Raw genomic sequence first — 20500 nt, forward strand, 5'->3', positions numbered from 1 at the left:
TTTGAAAATTAGTTAGTAGAGTATAAATTTAAGTAAAATAATCAAGCTTTTAATTGTATAGTAATCTCTATTTATTCGATGCTGTCAAAATACAAGAAATATAATCGCTAAGAGGGAATTTGATGTCTTTTCTAAAACTACTGTGGTTAAAAACTAGAAGTATACTGTTCTGGCTTTTCTGGGCACTCCCTAAGGCTATTTGGGTAGTTATTAAAAAAGGAATTATTAAAACATGCTGGGCTGTTCTCAGGTGTTTCGAGCTGCCAGCAAATACAAATTCTTCTAAGCTTCCTGATCTATGTCCGACTGATGATGCAAAGTATGTTGACACTTATATAGATATGCTAAATGAAACACTTATCAATAGAGAACAAACGGTTCGAGAAATTGCTATAACTTCACCGTATTCTGGCGGCAAGAGTTCTCTTCTAAATACCTATATAAGAAAGACTCCATTTTTAAAGTTTACATCCATATCGTTAGCATCATTTAAAGATCTGTCGCAAAGCGTTGGAGTTGATTCACCTGAAGAAAACACTGCAATATTAGCGGGAACAAATGGCACTAACATTAAGCTAGAAGCTTCACATGCACGAGAAGACCTAAGTAAGATAGAAAAAAGCATTGTTCAGCAGTTGCTTTATAGAACGGATAGTAAAAAAACTCCAAATTCAAGATTCAGAAGAATATTTCCACTACCAGTATCTAATTTTCACGCGATTTCGATAGCAGCTTCTTTAGTTTTTTGGGGAGCAATAATAGGGGCAATACTTTATCTGCCAAGTTTCTCATTAAAAACTCTGATTGAGTCTGTTTTATCATCACCAAAATTAGTAAATATCAATCTCTGGTTTTTGAGTTACCTTGTTTCTATACCTTTACTTGTTGTTAGAGATTTATACAAAAGTTTAAGTGGATATAACATTTCTAAATTTAATCCGGCCAAAGGGGAATTGGCATTTGAACAACAGAAAAAGGATTCAATATTTAATATTTATCTTGATGAAATAATTTATTTTTTCGCCAGTCAGAAAAGTGATGTTGTTGTTTTTGAAGATTTAGACCGATTTCAAAATACTGAAGTGTTCATAAAACTTAAAGAGCTAAATAAGCTAATAAACGACAGCAAAGACGTAAAGCAGAAAGTCAGGTTTATATATGCATTACGTGATGATGTATTTCAAGGTAAAGATCGGACGAAGTTTTTTGATGTCATAATTCCAATTATTCCTATCGCCAGTAAAGCAAACTCCTACCCTCAACTCAAAGAGTTAATTCAAAATGCCAACCTAATAAATGATATAGAAGACTCATTTTTAAGAGGTGTTTCGGTCTATGTTGATGACATGAGAATGCTTAAAAACATTGTGACCGAATTTGGTATTTACAAAAATACATTAGTTAAAAATTTGGAGCATCTAAATCTAACCAAGTTGTTTGCTTTTATTGTTTACAAAAATGTTTATTGTGACGACTTTGCTTTACTTCATAGCGGTAAAGGTGACCTGATAACATTTTTCTCTGATGTTGTTAACATCAAAGGTGAAAAAGAGGAGTCGATTGAGGCTGAAATTAACCAATTTAAACAGCGCTTACTTGACTCTGAACATGAATTAACTAGCTCTTTAAAGGAATTGAGTGCGAGCTACGTCTTAAGCCTACTTCCCAGAATCAATACAAATCATGGAATTTTTGAAATAAGCGGGCACAGAATAGACACTATTAAAAACCCTGAAGTATTTGATGAATTGCTGCAAGATAAAAGTCAAATGACCTACCGAATAAATACGAATAATAATTATCTAAGTGTAAACTTCAGTTTTGGAAAATTTTTAGACGAACTATTGCCTAATTATGATGAAAGAAAACGCAGAATCATTGATAAGTCAGAAGAAGCAAAGTTAGATATTTCAAAGAAAATAGAGCAATTAAATGTCGAGCTTTCACTGTTACATGAGCTGCCTATAACAGGAATTATTAAGTCCTGCTCAAGACAAGATGTTTTTAAAAATATAGCGGATAAGCACCTTTTAGTTTTGTTACTGGAAAGGGGCTATATAGACCAACATTATGACGAGTACATTTCTCACTTCCATGAAGGACATATGACCATAAATGACATGGCATTTATAAGGAATGTTCAAAGCGACGAAAACGCTGATCCATTATGCATAGTTGATAACTATGAAGAAGCTCTAAGATATCTATCAGATGAAGATTACAAAAAAGGAACGTTTTTTAACTATCAATTGTTCGATCATATGTTGGGCAGTAAAAATCCATTGCCAGTATTCAGATTTATAGAAAATTATTTAGCTGGAAACTCCAACCGTATACAACTTGTGCGCGATGGATTAAAAAACCTTGTGAATAAAGAAGCATGGATTGTTGCCGTAGTTCATAACTTCAAAAACTATTGGAAGGATCTTATTACTGAACAGTCATTTATTCAAAAAGACAAACAGTTATTGCTTATTCATTCGATTGATTCTTTACCTAGCAAAGACAGCAACGATTATTTAAGCGATGCCGTTAATGAGTTAAAAAGCTTCTTGAACAAAAATGAATCAATTGGTGAGCATTTCGCAAAATCAAAATTTGATGCGACTAAAATATTTCGCGTGTTTAAGTATCTGGATGTTAAGTTTCAGCATTTGTCACATGTGGAAAACGAAACAGATTTCTTGGCTTTAGTGCTAAAAAATAAACTTTTTGAAATACACGAAAGCAATCTATCGGTAATAGCTAAGAAACTGTTTGGACTTAAAAACGATCATAGGGACTTTTCTTGTCTTAAGGCAATCGAGGATCAAGACTTCATAAGTATCTTTGATACTGAAATAGAACAAATAGCATTGAGATTATCATATGGTCATTTTAGTGTTTCAAAAGAAGAAGATTATGTTTGGCTATTAAACAACAAACATATATCTATTGATACGCGAATCAAGATTATTGAAAAACATAATTTTATTATTAAAGATATTAAGAGCTTGAAAAACAGAGATGAACTTTCGATACATCTGTTAGAAGCACAACGGATTTCGGCAAATTGGAACAATACAGACTATTTGTATGAACTAGAGTCTATTCAAGACAAGCCATTTAAAGAGTTTTTAAATAACAACTATAAGGCTCTGTGTTCGGAAAAAAAGGCAGCCCTCTCTAATGAAGCCATAGAGTCTTATTTACTAATAATTCTTGATGACCAAATCGAAATTGGAGCTTTTGAAGCTTATGTATCGTACTTCAATTTCCACTACCAAATCGATCAATTCGAAGAAATCCCTTCATACAAGCTTTCTTTCTTACTTGAAAATAATCAATTAATGGTTGATGTCGAAACGTTTGAGGCCATCACAGAAACTCACAAAGATCTATCAGCAGTTTACCTAGCTAAACACTTCGATTCTTTTGTGGTCGAGAATCAACTTAATGAAGAACTAACTTTTGATAAAGATGTATTCTATAGCTTGTTAGAGTTAAGAAGCTTGTCCACTAACCAACGAAAAGTTTTGATTGAATCAAAAAGCGATCTAATAGACTCAAATTTAATTAATGATTCATTAAAAGATGCGCTGGGCTTTCAAGAGATCATTAAAGGAGGCGATATTTCTGATTCAGAGATGCCTAAACTTCCCATTTATTTATTAGAGAGTTTACTCCAAGCATCAGATGTCCAATTCAGTAAAGTATTACTGACAGGTCAATTACAATATTTAAGTAATAGCGAAGCAATTCAGTTATTAAAACTTGCAAATATTGACTTTACACAAGCATTAACAGCTCGAAGGTCATTTAAGGTTGAAAACGACAAAGTTAATATGCTTCTAGCCACAGTGCTGAAGTGTCGTAAAATAATATCTTCATTTAAAGAACATGAAAGTAAACTATCTAGTGAAGAAAAAAGAAATATCGAGATTTTTGTCAAGAGAAGCTTAAATGGTAAATAGAAGGGTAGGAGATCATTAATTTTGTGTAAATATAATAATGTGCATAGGGTCAGGTCTTGTTTCTTGCCAAGACCAAACACCAACCTCACGTTTAACACCCTTCCCCCGTCATCACGCCCTGAAAATAAGCAATTGATGAGTAATTCATTTCATGGATGAAATGAAAGCCATGCTTGCACATGGATGTGCTTTCATGGCGTTTACGTTCACATCAATTGTGTTTTGAAGGATTAAGCGTGATGCTCGGGTGGCGCTGGGAGAGTCCAGAGAGGGGTCAGCGGCAGCCCCTCTTTGGCTGCTGTCGCCAGCGCGACAAAACCTTGAATAAGGTTTCTAATTTCTAGAAGCGTGAAACGCGAAACGTATTCGCATTATCGGTGATGATAACCTCAAACACCTATTCAAATACTTATTCGGGCTGGCGCCCGCGCGTCAGCAAGCTAAACGCCTACAATAAATAATACATACTCTTGGCTTTTAAGCGAGTAAGTATATTTGGGATTTGTTGGGTTTCGTTGCACTCTACCCAGCCTATGCTACTTGTGTTGTAAGGCGAAAGTTAAGTGCTTTCATCACTTTAAAAATAGTTTCCCAACGTGGCTTGGTTTTACCGTTAACGGCTTTATATAAGCTTTCACGGTTTAATCCCGTTGCTTTAGCAATATCACTCACGCCATGTTTTTTAACTAATAAGCCAAGTGCTTCAATAAAAGTGTTTGGATCATCATCAGCTAAACACTCTTCTAAAAATGTATTAATTTCTTGCTGTGTTTCCATATAGTCAAACGGGTTAAAATCTGATGTTTGTAGCGCCATAATAATTACTCCAACTCTCTTAAAAGGGCTTTTGCTTTGGTAATGTCTTTGCCTTGTGTGCCTTTGTGTCCACCACTGAGTAGTAAAATAACTTCACCACCTCTAATTATGTAATAAACACGATAGCCTTTCCCTACGAAAATTCGCATTTCAGATATGCCACCACCAACAGATTCACTATCGCCAAAATTACCATTTATGGCACGTGTAATACGTTTAGCTATTGCCATAAAAGCTTGACGATCTTTGATCTTTTTAAGCCATTTATCGAACTCGTCGGTTTTCTTAATACGATATTTCATAAAACAATTGTAGCCCAAAGGCTACATGTGTGCAATTTTATTTAAGGGGTACCAAATTTTGATTTAACAATCAACGCGTCAGCAAGCTTAACGTCTACAATAAATAACACATACTCTTGGCTTTTGAGCGAGTAAGTATATTTGTGATTCGTTGGGCTTCGTTGCACTCTTCCCAACCTACGCCCATATAATTTATGGCGAATCACCACGCACAAAAAAGCCGTTGCATTACTGCAACGGCTTTTATAATTTTGATAAATTTCCACTCTACAGTAGAAATTTTTTCAAAAAATTAATCGCGGTATGTCTCAACCGGTGGGCAAGCACACACTAAGTTACGGTCGCCGTATACGTCGTCAATACGTGTTACGGTTGGCCAGAACTTGTTTTTAGCCACGCTTGGCACTGGGAATGCTGCGTAAAAACGGTCGTATGCACGGTCCCATTCGTTACCTAACACGTCGCCTTGGGTGTGCGGTGCAAACACTAACGGGTTGTTTTCGATTGACCATTCGCCAGAGATTACTTTGTCGATTTCGCTCTTAATTGACACCATTGCTTCGATGAAGCGGTCGATCTCAACCTTAGACTCAGACTCGGTAGGCTCTATCATTAACGTGCCCGCTACTGGGAACGACATAGTAGGTGAATGGAAGCCGTAGTCTTGTAGGCGTTTAGCTACGTCCATTTCAGTAATACCCGACAACTCTTTAAGCGGACGCAAGTCAACAATACATTCGTGCGCAACACGGTTGTTACGGCCACGGTATAAAATTGGAAAGTGCTTGCTTAGCTCATGCGTTAAGTAGTTAGCATTTACAATTGCCATTTCAGTGGCTTGTTTTAAGCCCTCTGAGCCCATCATGGTAATGTAAGCCCACGAAATAGGTAAAATAGACGCTGAACCATATGGCGCTGCCGATACCGCTCCATTACCTTCGTTAGTACCTGGTACGTTAATAATGCTGTGGTTAGGCATAAATGGCGCAAGGTGCGATTTAACACCAATTGGGCCAACACCTGGGCCACCGCCACCGTGTGGAATACAAAAGGTTTTATGCAAGTTTAAGTGCGATACGTCTGAGCCAATAAAGCCTGGGCTAGTTACGCCAACTTGCGCGTTCATGTTTGCGCCGTCCATGTAAACTTGGCCGCCGTGCTGATGAATAATATCGCAAATTTCACGAATTGTTTCTTCGTATACGCCGTGTGTAGATGGGTAAGTGATCATAATACACGATAAGTTTTCGGCTACCGCTTCTGCTTTCGCTTTAAGATCGGCCATGTCTACGTTACCGTTTTTATCACAATCAACCACCACAATTTTCATGCTGGCCATTTGTGCCGACGCTGGGTTAGTACCATGCGCCGAGCTTGGAATTAAACATACGTTACGGTGAGCGTCGCCGCGTGACTCGTGGTATTTACGAATGGCAATTAAGCCTGCGTATTCACCTTGAGCACCTGAGTTAGGTTGCAATGAAACCGCATCGTAACCGGTAATGTTTACCAACCAATCATGCAGTTCGCCCATCATAATTTGATAGCCTTGTGCTTGATCTAGCGGGCAAAATGGGTGCAAGTTTGAAAATTCAGGCCAGGTAATTGGGATCATCTCAGCAGTCGCGTTTAGTTTCATGGTACATGAACCTAACGAGATCATTGAGTGATTAAGCGCTAAATCTTTGTTTTCTAGGCGCTTAATATAACGCAGCATTTCAGTTTCGCTGTGGTACGAATTAAAGTTAGGGTGCGTTAATACTTCGTCATCACGCTCTAAGCTTGCTGGAATTGACGTGCTGCCATTGTTTTCAATATCGGCTGCAATTGCATCAACACTTAGGCCATGGCCTTCGCCTAATACAATATCAAATAACTGCGCTACGTCTGCACGTGTGGTGGTTTCTGATACGGCAATTGAGTATTCGCCATCGCGGTTAGTAGCAAAGTTAACACCGCTTGCTAGTGCACGCGCAATAACGTCGGCTTTGCTATCGCTTACTACCGTTAGGGTATCAAACCAGGTGTTGTGTTTAAGGCTCACGCCTTTAGCTTGTAAGCCTGCAGCTAAAATATCGGCAAAGCGATGAATACGCTGAGCAATAGTTTTTAAGCCTTGTGGGCCATGGTACACAGCGTAAAACGCTGCCATGTTGGCAAGTAATACTTGCGCGGTACAAATGTTTGAGTTGGCTTTGTCGCGGCGAATGTGTTGCTCACGCGTTTGCATTGCCATACGCAGTGCATCGTTACCTAAACGGTCTTTAGATACGCCAATAATACGACCTGGTAATGAACGTTTGTACGCGTCACGTGTTGCAAAAAATGCAGCATGTGGGCCACCGTAACCCATAGGTACACCAAAACGCTGCGCCGAACCTAATACTACGTCTGCGCCTAATTTACCCGGTGCTTTTAATAGTAATAAACTCATAATGTCGGCAGCAACACAGGCAATTGCCTTTTTGCTTTGTACGCCAGCAATTAGGTCGGTAATGTCTACCACTTCACCAGTTGTTGATGGGTATTGAAATAACGCGCCAAAAATCTCATGGTTAACAGCGTCGGCTGCTTTGCCAACAATTATTTCAAAACCAAACTGCTCGGCGCGGGTGCTTACTACGTCAATTGTTTGTGTGTGTACGTCGTCGGCAATAAAAAATGCATTGGCTTTTTTCGCTTTAGATACACGTTTTGCAAGGCCCATAGCCTCTGCTGCAGCGGTTGATTCGTCAAGTAACGATGCACTTGCTAAATCTAGGCCGGTTAAATCTAGGGTCATAGTTTGAAAGTTAAGTAACGACTCTAAACGCCCTTGCGCTATCTCTGGCTGATATGGAGTGTACGCAGTATACCAACCTGGGTTTTCTAGTACGTTACGTAAAATTACGTGCGGTACATGTGTTGGGTGGTAGCCTTGGCCAATATACGATTTGAAAACTTTATTTTTGCTTGCTACTGATTTTAAGTAGCTTAGTGTTTCAACTTCGGTGCGGCTTTCGCCCACGGTTAAAGGCTGCTCAAGGCGAATACCTGCAGGTACAGTTTGACCGATCAGCTCTTCAACACTCGATACTTCAAGCGCGCTAAGCATATCGCTTACTTGCGCTGGGCTTGGCCCAATATGGCGGCGAATAAAATCTTGCGTTTGCTCTAACTGCTCAAGAGATTTGGCGTTTGACATGTGTCCAGATTCCTATGATCCAAAAAATGTGATTATTACTAATGGGTAACCAGCAATAACTTAAAATTAATATGATTTAATAACTTACAGTGTATGGAAAGGTAAGCAGCAAAATCATAAAAGCCCCAATGTTTTAAATAATGGGGCTTTTTACTCACTAAAGATTAATCTTCGTCAATAGTGTTTGCGTAGTCTTCTGCATTTAGTAGGTTTTCAAGCTCAGACTCATCTGATGCTTTAATGCGAAATAACCAGCCGTCACCAAACGCGTCGGTGTTAACTGTTTCTGGTGCGTCTTCTAGCTCTTCGTTAATTGCAACAATTTCGCCACCAATTGGTGCGTAAATGTCTGATGCTGCTTTTACCGATTCTGCTACTGCACACTCTTCGCCTGCATCTACTTCGTCGCCTACTTCTGGAAGTTCTACGAATACCATGTCGCCAAGTAACTCTTGCGCATGTTCAGTAATACCAACAGTAAACGTACCGTCACCTTCGTTGCGAACCCACTCGTGTGAAGAGGCATACTTTAACTCGCTAGGGATATTGCTCATTTTGTTTTGTCCTTTGGTTTATATTGGGTGATAGCACCAAAATTAAATTTATTTATACTTTAAAGTATTGATTTACCGTTACGTACAAAGCCAGGCTTTACTACTTTTACGGTAACTAATTTTTTACGCATTTCTACCTGAGCGGTGTCGCCCGTTGAACGTGGTACACGTGCAAGCGCTACACTGTAACCCAGTGTTGGTGAAAAAGTGCCAGAAGTAATAACACCTTCGCCACCATCAACAATTACTTTAGAGCCACTGCGCAAGATACCTTTTTCTTCTAGCACTAGGCCTACTTGTTTATCAGTGCTTTGGTCGGCGCGTTGTTGTACTAGTACATCACGGCCAATAAAGTCACGACTTTGTGGTTCCCATGCAATAGTCCAAGCCATGTTAGCCGCTAGTGGCGATACGCTTTCGTCCATATCTAGGCCATAAAGGTTCATGCCCGCTTCTAAACGTAGCGTGTCGCGTGCGCCTAAACCTGCTGGTGCAACTCCTGCGTCTAACAGTTGTTGCCATAAATCGGCAGCTTGCTCTTTTGGCACTACAATTTCGTAACCGTCTTCGCCAGTATAACCCGTTGTGGCAATAAATAAATCACCTGTTTGCACGCCAAAAAACGGTTTCATACCCTCTATTGCTGCATTTTGCTCAGCTGTTAATAATGTGGCAGTTTTAGCTTTAGCGTTAGGGCCTTGCACTGCAATCATGCCAAATTCGTTACGCTCTGTAACGGTAACGGCAAAATCGGCTGATATTTTAGCAAGGTGAGCTAAGTCTTTTTCGCGAGTTGCTGAGTTAACAACTAGGCGATAAGAGGTGTTACTGAAAAAATAAATTATTAAGTCGTCAATTACGCCGCCTTGCTCATTTAGCATTGGGGTATATAACGCTTTACCAGGTACGGTAAGTTTAGCAACATCGTTTGCTACTAGTTTTTGTAAAAATGCTTGTGCTTGCTCGCCTTGTATATCAACAATGGTCATGTGCGATACGTCAAACATACCGGCATCGTTGCGTACTGCATTGTGCTCTTCTATTTGCGAGCCGTAGTTAATTGGCATTTCCCAGCCATGAAAATCAACCATTTTAGCGCCCGCTTCAAGGTGCTTAGCATAAAGTACTGTTTTAGAAGTCATGATATTCCTTCACTTTTAAATTAACCCAGTTATTTGGGCGTGGCCTCAATTTAATGAGGGGGAATAATATGGCCTGCATTTAACGCCTGCCAAATTGTAATTAAACACAGCCAAATATTAATACTAAGCTGTGAGCACCCAAGTTAGGGTGAATATTTTACGCTGCAGCGCCTTGAATAAGGGCAAAGCCTTGGGCTTGCATATACTCTTGCCACTTTTGCAGCTCAGGAGTTTTAGCCACCAGTACAAATTGTTGCTGGTCGTTTTTATTTATGACTGTGATAAATACGTCACCGCTTTGCGTACCGTAACATAATTGTGCATCTGAAAGACGTAAACCCGGCGTTAATTTAAAGGCTTCTACAATTGAGTCAAAGGCATTACTGCCGCTTAAAATAAAGCTTGCTAGGTCAGTACGCATAACATAATCAATGTCATAACGCAGTTGTTGCTCGTTTATAAGTGCTTGTAATTGCAGACTTGCGCAGTGCGGTAATATAAATCTAAAAGCGGTTTCGCTAAAGCAGTAAACGGCATAGCTATAATCAGAATTAAAATCGCCATCAAGGGTGCCAATTAAACCCAAACCACTGGCAGTTAACTTAGTTAAATCGTGGCCTAGTATATTACTTAAAAATACCGAGGCTTCTGTGCCGCTAAAGTCTATTACAACGTGGTTGTTGCTGGCCTGCAAAGAATTAATAACCGCGCTGTTAGCTTTGCTATGGCGGGCAAACATAATGGGGCTAAAAGTCATAACAAACACCTATCAAACTTATAATATCAAAAGTATATTGCTCCCGCTGTACAACAACAAATTGTAATTATTAATCAATTGATAAATAATGCTTATATATATGGCGATATTAATTTTGATTTTAAATATGAAAAACATTTCAACAGATAGTTTACGCACTTTTGTAATGGTAGTAGAGGCTAGCGGCTTTGCTAAAGCCGGCGATTTACTTGGCTTATCGCAACCTGCGGTTAGCCTGCAAATAAAGCGCTTAGAAGATTTGCTCGGTTATAAATTATTTAAAAAACAAGGCCAACGCCAAGTGCTTAATCAATATGGCGAGCTATTATTACCAATGGCTAAACAAATGATGCAACACAACGATGCCATTTTGCAGCTATTTACCTCAGAAAGTATTACCGGCCGAGTACGTTTGGGTATTCCAAGCGAATTTGCAGCGCGTATTTTACCCTCTATTATTGGCGACTTTGTAGCTTTATACCCTGAAGTATCGCTGGAAGTTAAATCGCGTTTAAGTAAGCATTTATTATCGCAAGAACGCCAAGATCAGTTTGATTTAGTACTGGCACTCAACGAGCAGCTCGACTCGGAGCAATTTCCTATTTTTAAGCAAGATCAGCTGGTATGGGTGGGCGACTTGTCGCTGGCACAAAACGACACTGTTACTTTGGTTACCGCTCCCGAGGGGTGTATTTACAGACGCCGAGCTATAGAGGCGCTAGAAAGGTCGGGAATAAAGTATCGTATTGTGTATAGCAACGCCGATTTAACTGGGCTTATTGCTGCGCTAAAAGAAGGCTTAGGCATTACAGTGCTGGCTAAAAGTACTGTACCAAACGAGCTAAACTATCAACTTAAAACCAAATTTTTACCATCCTTGGGTGATATTGGTATTAGCTTAGTAAAAACGGCCAGTGAGCCAGAAAATGCCGTTTTTAAACTGGCCGAATTTATAAAACTTCGCTTAGGCTAACCTGCTTTATACACATACTAGCCAACAAATCTTCATATATTAAAAGTTATATATATGAAGATTTTTAGTTATAAAAACTTACACACGTAAACGCTGAATAACATTGATTCTCATTCGTTAACGTGTTTAAATTGCGCCAATTTAGTTAATTGACCCAATTTAGGATAGTCTCAATGGCACATAAGTTTTTAGTATCTACCCTTGCAACTGCGGTTGCCTTGTCTATTAGTGCAACTGCAATGGCAAAAGATATGGGTAAGGTAGAGCGTAACTTTGAACAAATTACAGTTATAGGCTCACAACAAGCTATTAACGATATTCCGGGCTCTGCAACGTTTATTTCGGATGCTGAGCTGCAAAAATTTGAATTTACCGACATTTCTCGTGTTTTAGCCTCTGTACCTGGTGTTTACGTACAAGAAGAAGACGGCTACGGCCTGCGCCCTAATATAGGTATGCGCGGAACTGGCACTGGTCGTAACGACAAAGTATCAGTAATGGAAGATGGTGTACTTGTAGCACCTGCGCCTTACTCGGCTCCTTCGGCTTATTACTTCCCTACTATGGGCCGCATGGAGTCTATTGAAGTATTAAAAGGTGCTGCATCGGTTAAATATGGTCCACGTACTACAGGCGGCGTTTTAAACTTATTATCGCGCAGCTTACCAACCGAGCCTAATAGCTCAACAGGTATGCTTGATGCTGCCTTAGGTAGCGATGGCTACTATAAAGGCCATGCTTATTTTGCCAAAGAAAAAAACAATACCGCGGGTTTAATTGAAGTATTTACCTACGGCGCAGATGGTTTTAAAGAGCTGCCAGTTGGCGATGACAACACCGGCTTTGAAAAAACTGACTTACTATTAAAGTTAGGCCATACATTTGGTAAAAATGACGCGCATAACCTTGAGCTAAAAATTAAGTATTCAGACGAAACATCAGACGAAACTTACATGGGCTTAACCGATGCCGATTACCAAGCAACGCCATACCGTCGTTATGCGGCATCGCAAAATGATGAAATGAATACCCGTCACAATGCTTATCAACTTAACTATGCATATCGCTTTGGTGCTGGTTACGAACTACTTGCTACGGCATATTTAAACGACTTTCATCGTAACTGGTATAAAGCCAGTAAAGTAAGCGAAAGCTACCTTGAGCAGTACAGCGAATTTGAAGCCAACCCTACCGCACAAGGTATTGAAGGCATTGCTATAAAAGCAAATAACCGCGACTACCAAGCTAAAGGTATTCAGTCTGAGCTGCATATCCCTGCTGGCAATCACTATATAACTGTGGGTATGCGTTACCATGAAGACGAAATGGATCGCTTTCAGTGGCAAGACGAGTACACGCTTAATCAAGACTTAAGCATGACACTGACAGAGCGCGGAGTTCCGGGTTCTGACAGTAACCGCGTAGATAGTGCCACTGCACGTACTTTATTTATTCAAGACGAATGGACGCTAGATGCATTAGTGATCAGTGCAGGCCTGCGCTTCGAAGACATTACGATTACCCGTGAAGAGTGGGCAAAGTCGGATCCTACACGCAGCAATGGTTTAACTAAAAATGTGTCGAACGACACTGATATTTTAGTGCCGTCACTCGGTGCAACTTACACAGTAAACGACAACATCACTCTACTTGCTGGTATTCAACAAGGTTATGCACCAGCCGCGCCGGGTAATGCCGACCAAGCAGAAGAAAAAAGTGTAAATATTGAATTTGGTTCACGCTATAACGTAAGCGGTATTAATGGTGAAATTATTGCGTTTTATTCTGATTACGACAACATGCACGGTAATTGTACTGCCGCTGTAGGGTGTAGCGATGAGAACATTGGCGATCAATATAACTATGGTGAAGTAGCTGTTTCTGGCGTTGAATTTAGTGCAGGCCATACTTTTAACACCGATACTGTTATGTTCCCGGTTAAGTTAACTTACACCTACACCGATTCTGAATTTAAAAACACTTTTGATTCAGAAATTTGGGGCACAGTAGAAAAAGGCGACGCTATGCCTTACGTGCCAAAAAACCAAGTAGCACTCTCTATGGGTGCTGAATTATCAGCATTTGTTGTACACAGCCAACTGCGCTATGTATCTGACTCACATGCAGATTTAACCGACTCTGGCTTAAATGCTATTAATAGCCGTGTGGTATGGGATTTAGCCGCTAAATACCGCATCGACGACAATCAAAAAGTATACTTAAGCGTTGATAACTTGTTTGATAAAACCTACATTGCTAATCGTGCTAATGGCGGTATCCAACCAGGTAAGCCTCGTACCCTACAGTTGGGCTACAGCTACTCATTCTAAGTTGAAAGCTGGTTAAACGGCTCACTAACAGCGTTAATAATTTTTTATGTAGGAAACACTACACATCTAAATTATTGCCTTGTTATTGAACCGTTTACCTGCGCTTTTAAGGCAATACTACTTACTAACAGCGTTAATAATTTTTTATGTAGGAAACACTACATATCTAAATTGTTGCTTTGTTATTGAACCGTTTACCTGTGCTTTTAAGGCAATACTACTTACTAACAGCGGTAATAATTTTTTATGCAGGAAACACTACACATCTAAATTATTGCCTTGTTATTGAACCGTTTATAACAACCGCATTAAATTACGAACACAAAAAAACCGAGGTTGAATTTTCAACCTCGGTTTTTTTATTGCTTAAACGAGCCAGTTAATAACTTAGTTATTAACGCTACGTTGGCGTAATACTTCAAATAAACAAATACCTGTGGCTACCGATACGTTTAAGCTTGAAACCGTTCCCGCCATAGGTATTTTAACTAACAAGTCGCAATGCTCGCGGGTTAAACGGCGCATGCCTTCGCCTTCGGCACCCATAACAATAGCCATTGGCCCTGTTAAGCTGGCATCAAATACGTGGTTATCTGTTTCGCCTGCAGTGCCTACAACCCAAACACCAGCGTCTTTAATTTCGCGCAATGTACGTGCAAGGTTAGTAACCTGAATAAGCGGTACTGTTTCGGCTGCGCCACAGGCAACTTTACGCGCTGTGCCGTTAAGCTTAGCTGAGCGATCTTTAGGTACTATTACAGCATGTACGCCAGCGGCGTCGGCACTACGTAAACATGCACCTAAGTTATGCGGATCAGTAATGCCATCAAGCACTAACAAAAATGGAGTATCTTCACGTGCAATAATCGCATCAAGATCTTTTTCGTTAAACGTTGGTGCTGCTTTTACGTTGGCAATAATACCTTGATGCTGCTCGCCTTTTGATTTGCTATCAAGGGCTTTGCGTTGCATGTACTGTACTGAAATACCAAATTTAAGTGCTTCATCAATAATCGGGGTTGAGCGTTTATCGTCACGCCCTTTAAGCGCATAAATTTCTACAAAACGCTCTGGTTCGCTTGCTAAAATCGCTTCAACAGAATGAAAACCAAAAATTAATTCATTACTCACGTATTTTCTGCTCCTGGGGTATTACGTTTGCGGGCATTTTTGCCTACTCTTTTAGGCTTTTTAACGGCCTTTTTTTTCGGTTTTTTATTTGCTGTGGCATCTACTGCTTTTTTGTCAGCTGGTTTAGTTGCCGACTTATTTGCAGGTTTACCTTTATCTTTGCTTGCTGGCCTTTTTTTACCTTTAGGTTTTTCATCGCCATGCGATTTTTTACCCGGTACTTTGCCTGCTTTTAACTGTGAGCGTACACTCGCAGGTGCATGCTCAGATTTATCAGTGCCTTTTGGCCCACGGCGGCGCGTGTATCGGTCTTGCGCTTTATCGCCTTTAAGGGTTAAGTTTATGCGTCTGTCTTCTAAGCTAACCGATGCAACACTTACCGTTACTTTATCGCCAAGGCGATATACTTTGTGCGTTTGCTCGCCTATTAAACAATGTTTTGCGGCATCATGGGCAAAAAATTCATTGCCTAAGTTGGCAACATGAATAAGGCCATCAATTTGCAAATCATCTAAACGAATGAATAAACCAAAATTGGTTACCGATGAAATAACACCGTCAAACTCAGTGCCAACGTGATCTTGCATAAACTCACATTTTAACCAATCGGCTACTTCGCGAGTAGCATCGTCGGCACGGCGCTCTGTGGTAGAACACTGCTCACCTAACTTATCTACTTCGTCATCTGTGTATGCGTATTCGCCTGAAGTATGTTGGCCTTGTGCTTTTAGTACCGCTTTTATAGCACGATGCACTACTAAGTCGGGGTAACGACGAATTGGTGAAGTAAAGTGCGCATAAGCAGATAAGGCTAAACCAAAGTGGCCTATGTTATCTGGTTGATACACAGCTTGCTTCATTGAGCGCAGCAGCATGGTTTGAATAAGCTCTGCTTCTGGGCGATCGCCTAAACGAGCTAGCACTTGAGTAATTTCTTTAGGTGTTGGCTCGTCGCTTAACGTGCTCTCAATACCAAGTTCGCCTAAAAACTTAGTAAAGTTACCTAGTTTTTCGCTATCTGGCTCGTCATGGACACGAAATAGCGCGCTGGCTTCGTGTTTTTCAAGTAATTTAGCCGCCGATACGTTGGCTAAAATCATACATTCTTCAATAAGTTTGTGCGCATCGTTACGAATAACCGGCACTATCGATTCTATTTTACGCTGTGCGTTAAATACAAAACGAGTTTCGAGAGTTTCAAACTCAATTGCACCACGCTCTTGGCGAGCCGATTTAAGCGCTAAATACATTTGCTGTAAATCGGTTAAATGTGGCACTACATGCGCATATTCTTTACGTAGTTTCTCATCGTTTTGTAAAATGGCATTTACTTTGGTGTAAGTTAAACGTGCATGCGAATTCATTATCGCCTCGTAAAACTTATAACCCGAAAGCTTGCCCGAATCTGACACTGTCATTTCGGCAACCATACATAAGCGGTCAACTTCAGGGTTAAGCGAACATAAGCCGTTAGACAATACTTTAGGCAGCATAGGAATTACTTGCTCAGGAAAATACACTGAGTTACCGCGCTCTATGGCTTCTTTGTTTAGCGGGGTGTTCATACCTACGTAATGCGATACATCGGCAATGGCAACCCATAAACGCCAACCACCTGACTTTTTAGGCTCACAATAAACGGCATCATCAAAGTCGCGTGCGTCTTCGCCATCTATGGTTACTAAAGGTAGGTCGCGTAAATCTACGCGATTTTGCTTATCAGCCTCGTCAACAAATTCGCCAAAGTGGGCTACTTGCGCTTCAACTTCTTCTGGCCAAACGTGCGGAATATCGTGGTTACGCAGGGCAACTTCTATTTCCATACCTGGGGCTAAATGCTCGCCAAGTACGTCAATTACTTTACCTACCGCGTTCATATTTCGGGTGGGGTTTTGCGTTATTTTAACTTGCACCATTTGGTTATGGCGCGCGCCGTTTTCGCTTCCCGGTAAAATCATTATGTCTTGGGTAATACGCGGATCTTCGGCAACCACAACGGCAATACCATGCTCAACAAAATAGCGGCCAACAATAGGCGCTCGCTCGTTGGTAAGTACTTTTATAATACGTGCATCGCATTTTGAGCCAGAGCCACGTTTAGTGCCTTTAGCAAGTACAATGTCGCCATGTAACACCATGTTCATTTGGTGCTTAGCAATAAACCAATCTTTATTCTCGCCTTCAACTTCTAAAAAGCCAAAACCGTCTCTGTGGCCTACTACTTTGCCTTTAGTTAAACCGGCTTCGTCAATTAGGGCGTAACATTTATGCTTATTAAAATACAGCTGACCGTCACGTTCCATAGCACGAAGGCGGCGTTTAAATGCGATTTGCCGTTCTTCATCGTTTACCGCTAGTTCTTCACATAACTGTGCATAGTTAGCAGGTTTTGAACGCTCTTGAAGGTGAGTAAGTATAAACTCACGGCTAGGGACTGGGTTTTCGTACTTTTCTTGTTCTCGACTGAGATTTGGATCTTGGTTTGACATTCACTATCTTGTTAGTTTGGTTATGTAGGTATTTTAACCCATATAGCTAAAATGAGACAGGTAAAAGCTATTAAACTTTTAATAAAGCACTTTTACCTTACTTTTTGTATTTAAAAACTTAGCTTAACCGGGCTTAACCCGCCCTTAATTTTGTGGCGGGTTTATTCTGCTATAAGTTAAAATTAGTAACTAAAATTAGTAGCTCAAACAAACTCATTAAGGCCTGTTTGACGCTAAGTTAGAATTATTTTTGCTGTAAATTTTTCCATAACAATTTACTGATATTATCGATAAAGATCGGATCTTCTGTTTCCATGGTTAACACTATTTGTTTATTCATTTGGGTTTTATTTTGAGCGTAAATCCAACGGTTTTTATTAAACTGTTGTGCAAAGCCCAGCGCACCTGCTTGTAATTGAGCTTCATCGGCAAAAATAGCTTCTACTACTTTGTTATCTAATAACTCTTGTGCCCCTACTCGCATACCCGACATAGCTAAACGGTTAAAAAAGGCTTGTGGAATAGCTTTATTAATAATAGGAAACATTGAGGGTAAAAATGGCACCATCACATCGACTTCAGGAAAACAAAAAAATCCTTTATCAGATTTCATTAGCCTAAAATCACAAGCGCAGGCCAATACTGCACCATTACCAAAAGTATGGCCGTTTAACGCGGCAATAATCGGCATAGGAAACGTAACAATGCGTTTTAATAACGCGGTTACATCGCTCATAAAGCCGGCAATTGTTTCTGGGGTATTACTCGTATTAGCCATCCACTCTAGATCGATTCCCAATGACCAATTTTTTTCACTGTTAGATGTAAGCACCACCGACTTAATATTTTTATCGGCTTCTATTTGATCAAGATGCTGATTAAACTCAGCCAAAAACTCTGGATTATGGCGGTTTTCTGGGGTATTCATGGTTAAAACGGCCGTGCTTTCTTCGGTTTTTATTGCTATAAAACGTGTCATTTATTCCCTCATTTTTCATTATTTTAATTATTAATGCTGTTTCAGCAGCGCGTTTTTGTTATTAATACACTCAAGCTTGGTTTAGTGTTTTTACGCACAACTTTACAAATAAACGTTTAATTCCTGTATTTATCAATTTTAAACGCAGTAACCTACTAACGAGTGTAAGCTAAACGAATATTAAAAGTAAATTCGATTTTAGTTACATTACCTTAAATACAGCTAACTTTGCTTACATTTGTCACGAAAAATCAAAAATTCATCTTAACCATTGTCTGCAATATTTAGATGAGCCAACATAAGGAAATAACATGCAGTCGCAACAGCAAAGTTTAATTTACCTACACATTGCCGTATTACTCTTTGGCGGCACTGCGCTATTTGCAAAGTTAATTGGTTTAAATGCACTCGACATTACCGTGTATCGTGCAGCCATAGCCGGCATCGCTATTTTTATTTTGCTCGGCATGCAAAAAAAACCGATTAAGCTAAACCAAGGTAAAGATTACTTAATTGCCCTGTTACTCGGTGTGGCAGTAGGCATACATTGGGTAACTTATTTTGCGGGAATGCAACTTGCTGGGATCACCATTGGTATGTTGGCTTTTTTTAGCTACCCGGTAATAACCGTGTTTTTAGAACCGTTTTTTCATAAAAGTAAGCCCAAAGCAAAAGATATTATTAGTGCGGCGGTAGTGTTAATCGGCATTTATTTATTAATACCTAATACAAATTTAGGGAATGATGTAACACTTGGGGTGATCACTGGGGTTATTTCGGCGTTCTTTTTTGCCATTCGTAATATCATTCATAAGCGCTATTTTAATCAATACGGTGGCCCGCAAACCATGTTTTATCAAACCTTGGTTGCCAGCCTAATGCTTTGCGCGTTTATTGAAGTGCCTATTTATGCGACCACTAATCACGATTTGGTGCTTATTTTAGTTGCGGGAGTTATATTTACCGCAGCTCCACACTCATTATTTGCTGCCAGTTTAAAGCATTTATCGGCGGCAACCGCGGGGCTAATTGCTTGCCTTCAGCCACTTTACGGCACATTATTAGCTATTATTATTTTGCATGAGCGCCCCTCTATCGCCACTTTTATTGGTGGTGCATTAATTGTTAGCGCTGCTTGTTTTGAAACTTGGTCTATTGCACGGAAATCACGCCAATGAAAGTATTTGCCCATCGCGGTGCCAGTGGGCACTTTCCAGAGAACACCCAAAGCGCCATTATGGCGGCCTTACAAATAGGCGTTGACGGCATTGAAGTAGATGTACAAAGCGCACTTGATGATTACATGATCATTCACGACACTTGGCTTGATAGAACCACTAACGGCGTAGGTAAAGTGTGTAACTTTACTGCTGCTCACATTATGCAACTCAATGCTGGTAATGGCGAAAAAGTACCAACTTTACAGCAACTTTTTGATTGGAATAATAATCAAACACTCTTAAATTTAGAGCTAAAACATACTTTTAATCTTGAACAGTTTGCAGCTCAAGTTGAAAAAAACATTACAGAAAAACGCATATCAGCAGATAACATTTTAGTGTCGTCGTTCGATCATCATCAACTAGCCTGGTTAAAAAAACGCTTACCTTGGCTAAAAATGGGTGCACTAACGTCATCTATACCAATTAATTATGCAAAGTTTGCTGAAGACTTAGGCGCGTACAGTGTTCATGTAGATAAAAACTTTATAAATAAAACCTTTGTAGATGATGCAAAACAACGTGGTTTAATAATTTATGCGTACACTGTAGACAAACAACAAGATATAAAGCTGATGCTAGATTTAGGTGTGGATGGTATTTTTACAAATTATCCGGCACAAACTAAAGCTTACTTAGGTGATTAATAATAACCAAATGGTCTGTACAT

At 39.8% G+C, this 20500-nt stretch carries 14 protein-coding genes; 5 read left to right on the top strand and 9 right to left on the bottom strand.

From position 1 onward, the window contains the following. Positions 1-122: 122 nt before the first annotated feature. A complete protein-coding gene (locus tag H5058_RS00065; protein ID WP_182676453.1) occupies positions 123-3953 on the top strand; it encodes a hypothetical protein in 3831 nt (1276 codons plus the stop codon). 531 nt (positions 3954-4484) lie between these two features. Here the strand turns inward: H5058_RS00065 and H5058_RS00070 are convergent. The 6 genes from H5058_RS00070 to H5058_RS00095 form a co-directional block, all read right to left on the bottom strand. After that, entirely contained in the window at positions 4485-4769 is a 285-nt protein-coding gene (locus H5058_RS00070) for an addiction module antidote protein (RefSeq protein ID WP_007579952.1), read from the bottom strand. 5 nt (positions 4770-4774) lie between these two features. Further along, complete coding sequence (locus tag H5058_RS00075) at positions 4775-5071, bottom strand: type II toxin-antitoxin system RelE/ParE family toxin (protein ID WP_182676455.1); 297 nt, start codon at positions 5069-5071, stop codon at positions 4775-4777. A gap of 292 nt (positions 5072-5363) precedes the next feature. After that, positions 5364-8255, bottom strand: a complete 2892-nt coding sequence (gene gcvP, locus H5058_RS00080) for an aminomethyl-transferring glycine dehydrogenase (RefSeq protein ID WP_089368720.1) — start codon at positions 8253-8255, stop codon at positions 5364-5366. Between the two features lie 164 nt (positions 8256-8419). After that, on the bottom strand, positions 8420-8809 hold the full coding sequence (gene gcvH / locus H5058_RS00085) for a glycine cleavage system protein GcvH (protein ID WP_011329122.1): 390 nt from the start codon (positions 8807-8809) through the stop codon (positions 8420-8422). Positions 8810-8868: 59 nt separating this feature from the next. Next, positions 8869-9951 carry a glycine cleavage system aminomethyltransferase GcvT gene (gcvT, locus tag H5058_RS00090; RefSeq protein ID WP_011329123.1) on the bottom strand — a complete coding sequence of 361 codons (1083 nt, stop codon included), beginning with the start codon at positions 9949-9951 and terminating at the stop codon, positions 8869-8871. A gap of 157 nt (positions 9952-10108) precedes the next feature. Then, positions 10109-10708: a hypothetical protein gene (locus H5058_RS00095; protein ID WP_179808116.1), complete on the bottom strand. Its 600-nt coding sequence runs from the start codon at positions 10706-10708 to the stop codon at positions 10109-10111. A 127-nt stretch (positions 10709-10835) separates the two neighbouring features. Here H5058_RS00095 and H5058_RS00100 point away from each other — a divergent pair, with 127 nt between their 5' ends. Further along, positions 10836-11681: a LysR family transcriptional regulator gene (locus H5058_RS00100; RefSeq protein ID WP_011329125.1), complete on the top strand. Its 846-nt coding sequence runs from the start codon at positions 10836-10838 to the stop codon at positions 11679-11681. Between the two features lie 173 nt (positions 11682-11854). After that, a complete protein-coding gene (locus H5058_RS00105; protein ID WP_182676457.1) occupies positions 11855-14011 on the top strand; it encodes a TonB-dependent receptor domain-containing protein in 2157 nt (718 codons plus the stop codon). Between the two features lie 387 nt (positions 14012-14398). Here H5058_RS00105 and rlmB read toward each other — a convergent pair whose 3' ends face one another. The 3 genes from rlmB to H5058_RS00120 all read right to left on the bottom strand — a co-directional run bounded on the left by rlmB (position 14399) and on the right by H5058_RS00120 (position 18610). Continuing rightward, positions 14399-15142: a 23S rRNA (guanosine(2251)-2'-O)-methyltransferase RlmB gene (rlmB, locus tag H5058_RS00110; protein WP_011329127.1), complete on the bottom strand. Its 744-nt coding sequence runs from the start codon at positions 15140-15142 to the stop codon at positions 14399-14401. After that, entirely contained in the window at positions 15139-17631 is a 2493-nt protein-coding gene (gene rnr / locus H5058_RS00115) for a ribonuclease R (protein ID WP_182676459.1), read from the bottom strand. Before rnr ends, rlmB begins: the two co-directional genes overlap by 4 nt. A 244-nt stretch (positions 17632-17875) precedes the next feature. Beyond that, positions 17876-18610, bottom strand: coding sequence for an enoyl-CoA hydratase/isomerase family protein (locus H5058_RS00120; protein ID WP_086993265.1), 735 nt, complete (start codon positions 18608-18610; stop codon positions 17876-17878). A 311-nt stretch (positions 18611-18921) separates the two neighbouring features. On the opposite strand from H5058_RS00120, the gene H5058_RS00125 reads away from it, so the two are divergent. Continuing rightward, on the top strand, positions 18922-19788 hold the full coding sequence (locus tag H5058_RS00125) for a DMT family transporter (RefSeq protein ID WP_182676461.1): 867 nt from the start codon (positions 18922-18924) through the stop codon (positions 19786-19788). Beyond that, complete coding sequence (locus H5058_RS00130) at positions 19785-20477, top strand: glycerophosphodiester phosphodiesterase family protein (protein ID WP_041454560.1); 693 nt, start codon at positions 19785-19787, stop codon at positions 20475-20477. The genes H5058_RS00125 and H5058_RS00130 overlap by 4 nt, the downstream gene beginning before the upstream one ends. Positions 20478-20500 lie beyond the last annotated feature (23 nt).

Source organism: Pseudoalteromonas sp. SR45-4, assembly GCF_014163535.1.
Lineage (GTDB): Bacteria > Pseudomonadota > Gammaproteobacteria > Enterobacterales > Alteromonadaceae > Pseudoalteromonas > Pseudoalteromonas nigrifaciens.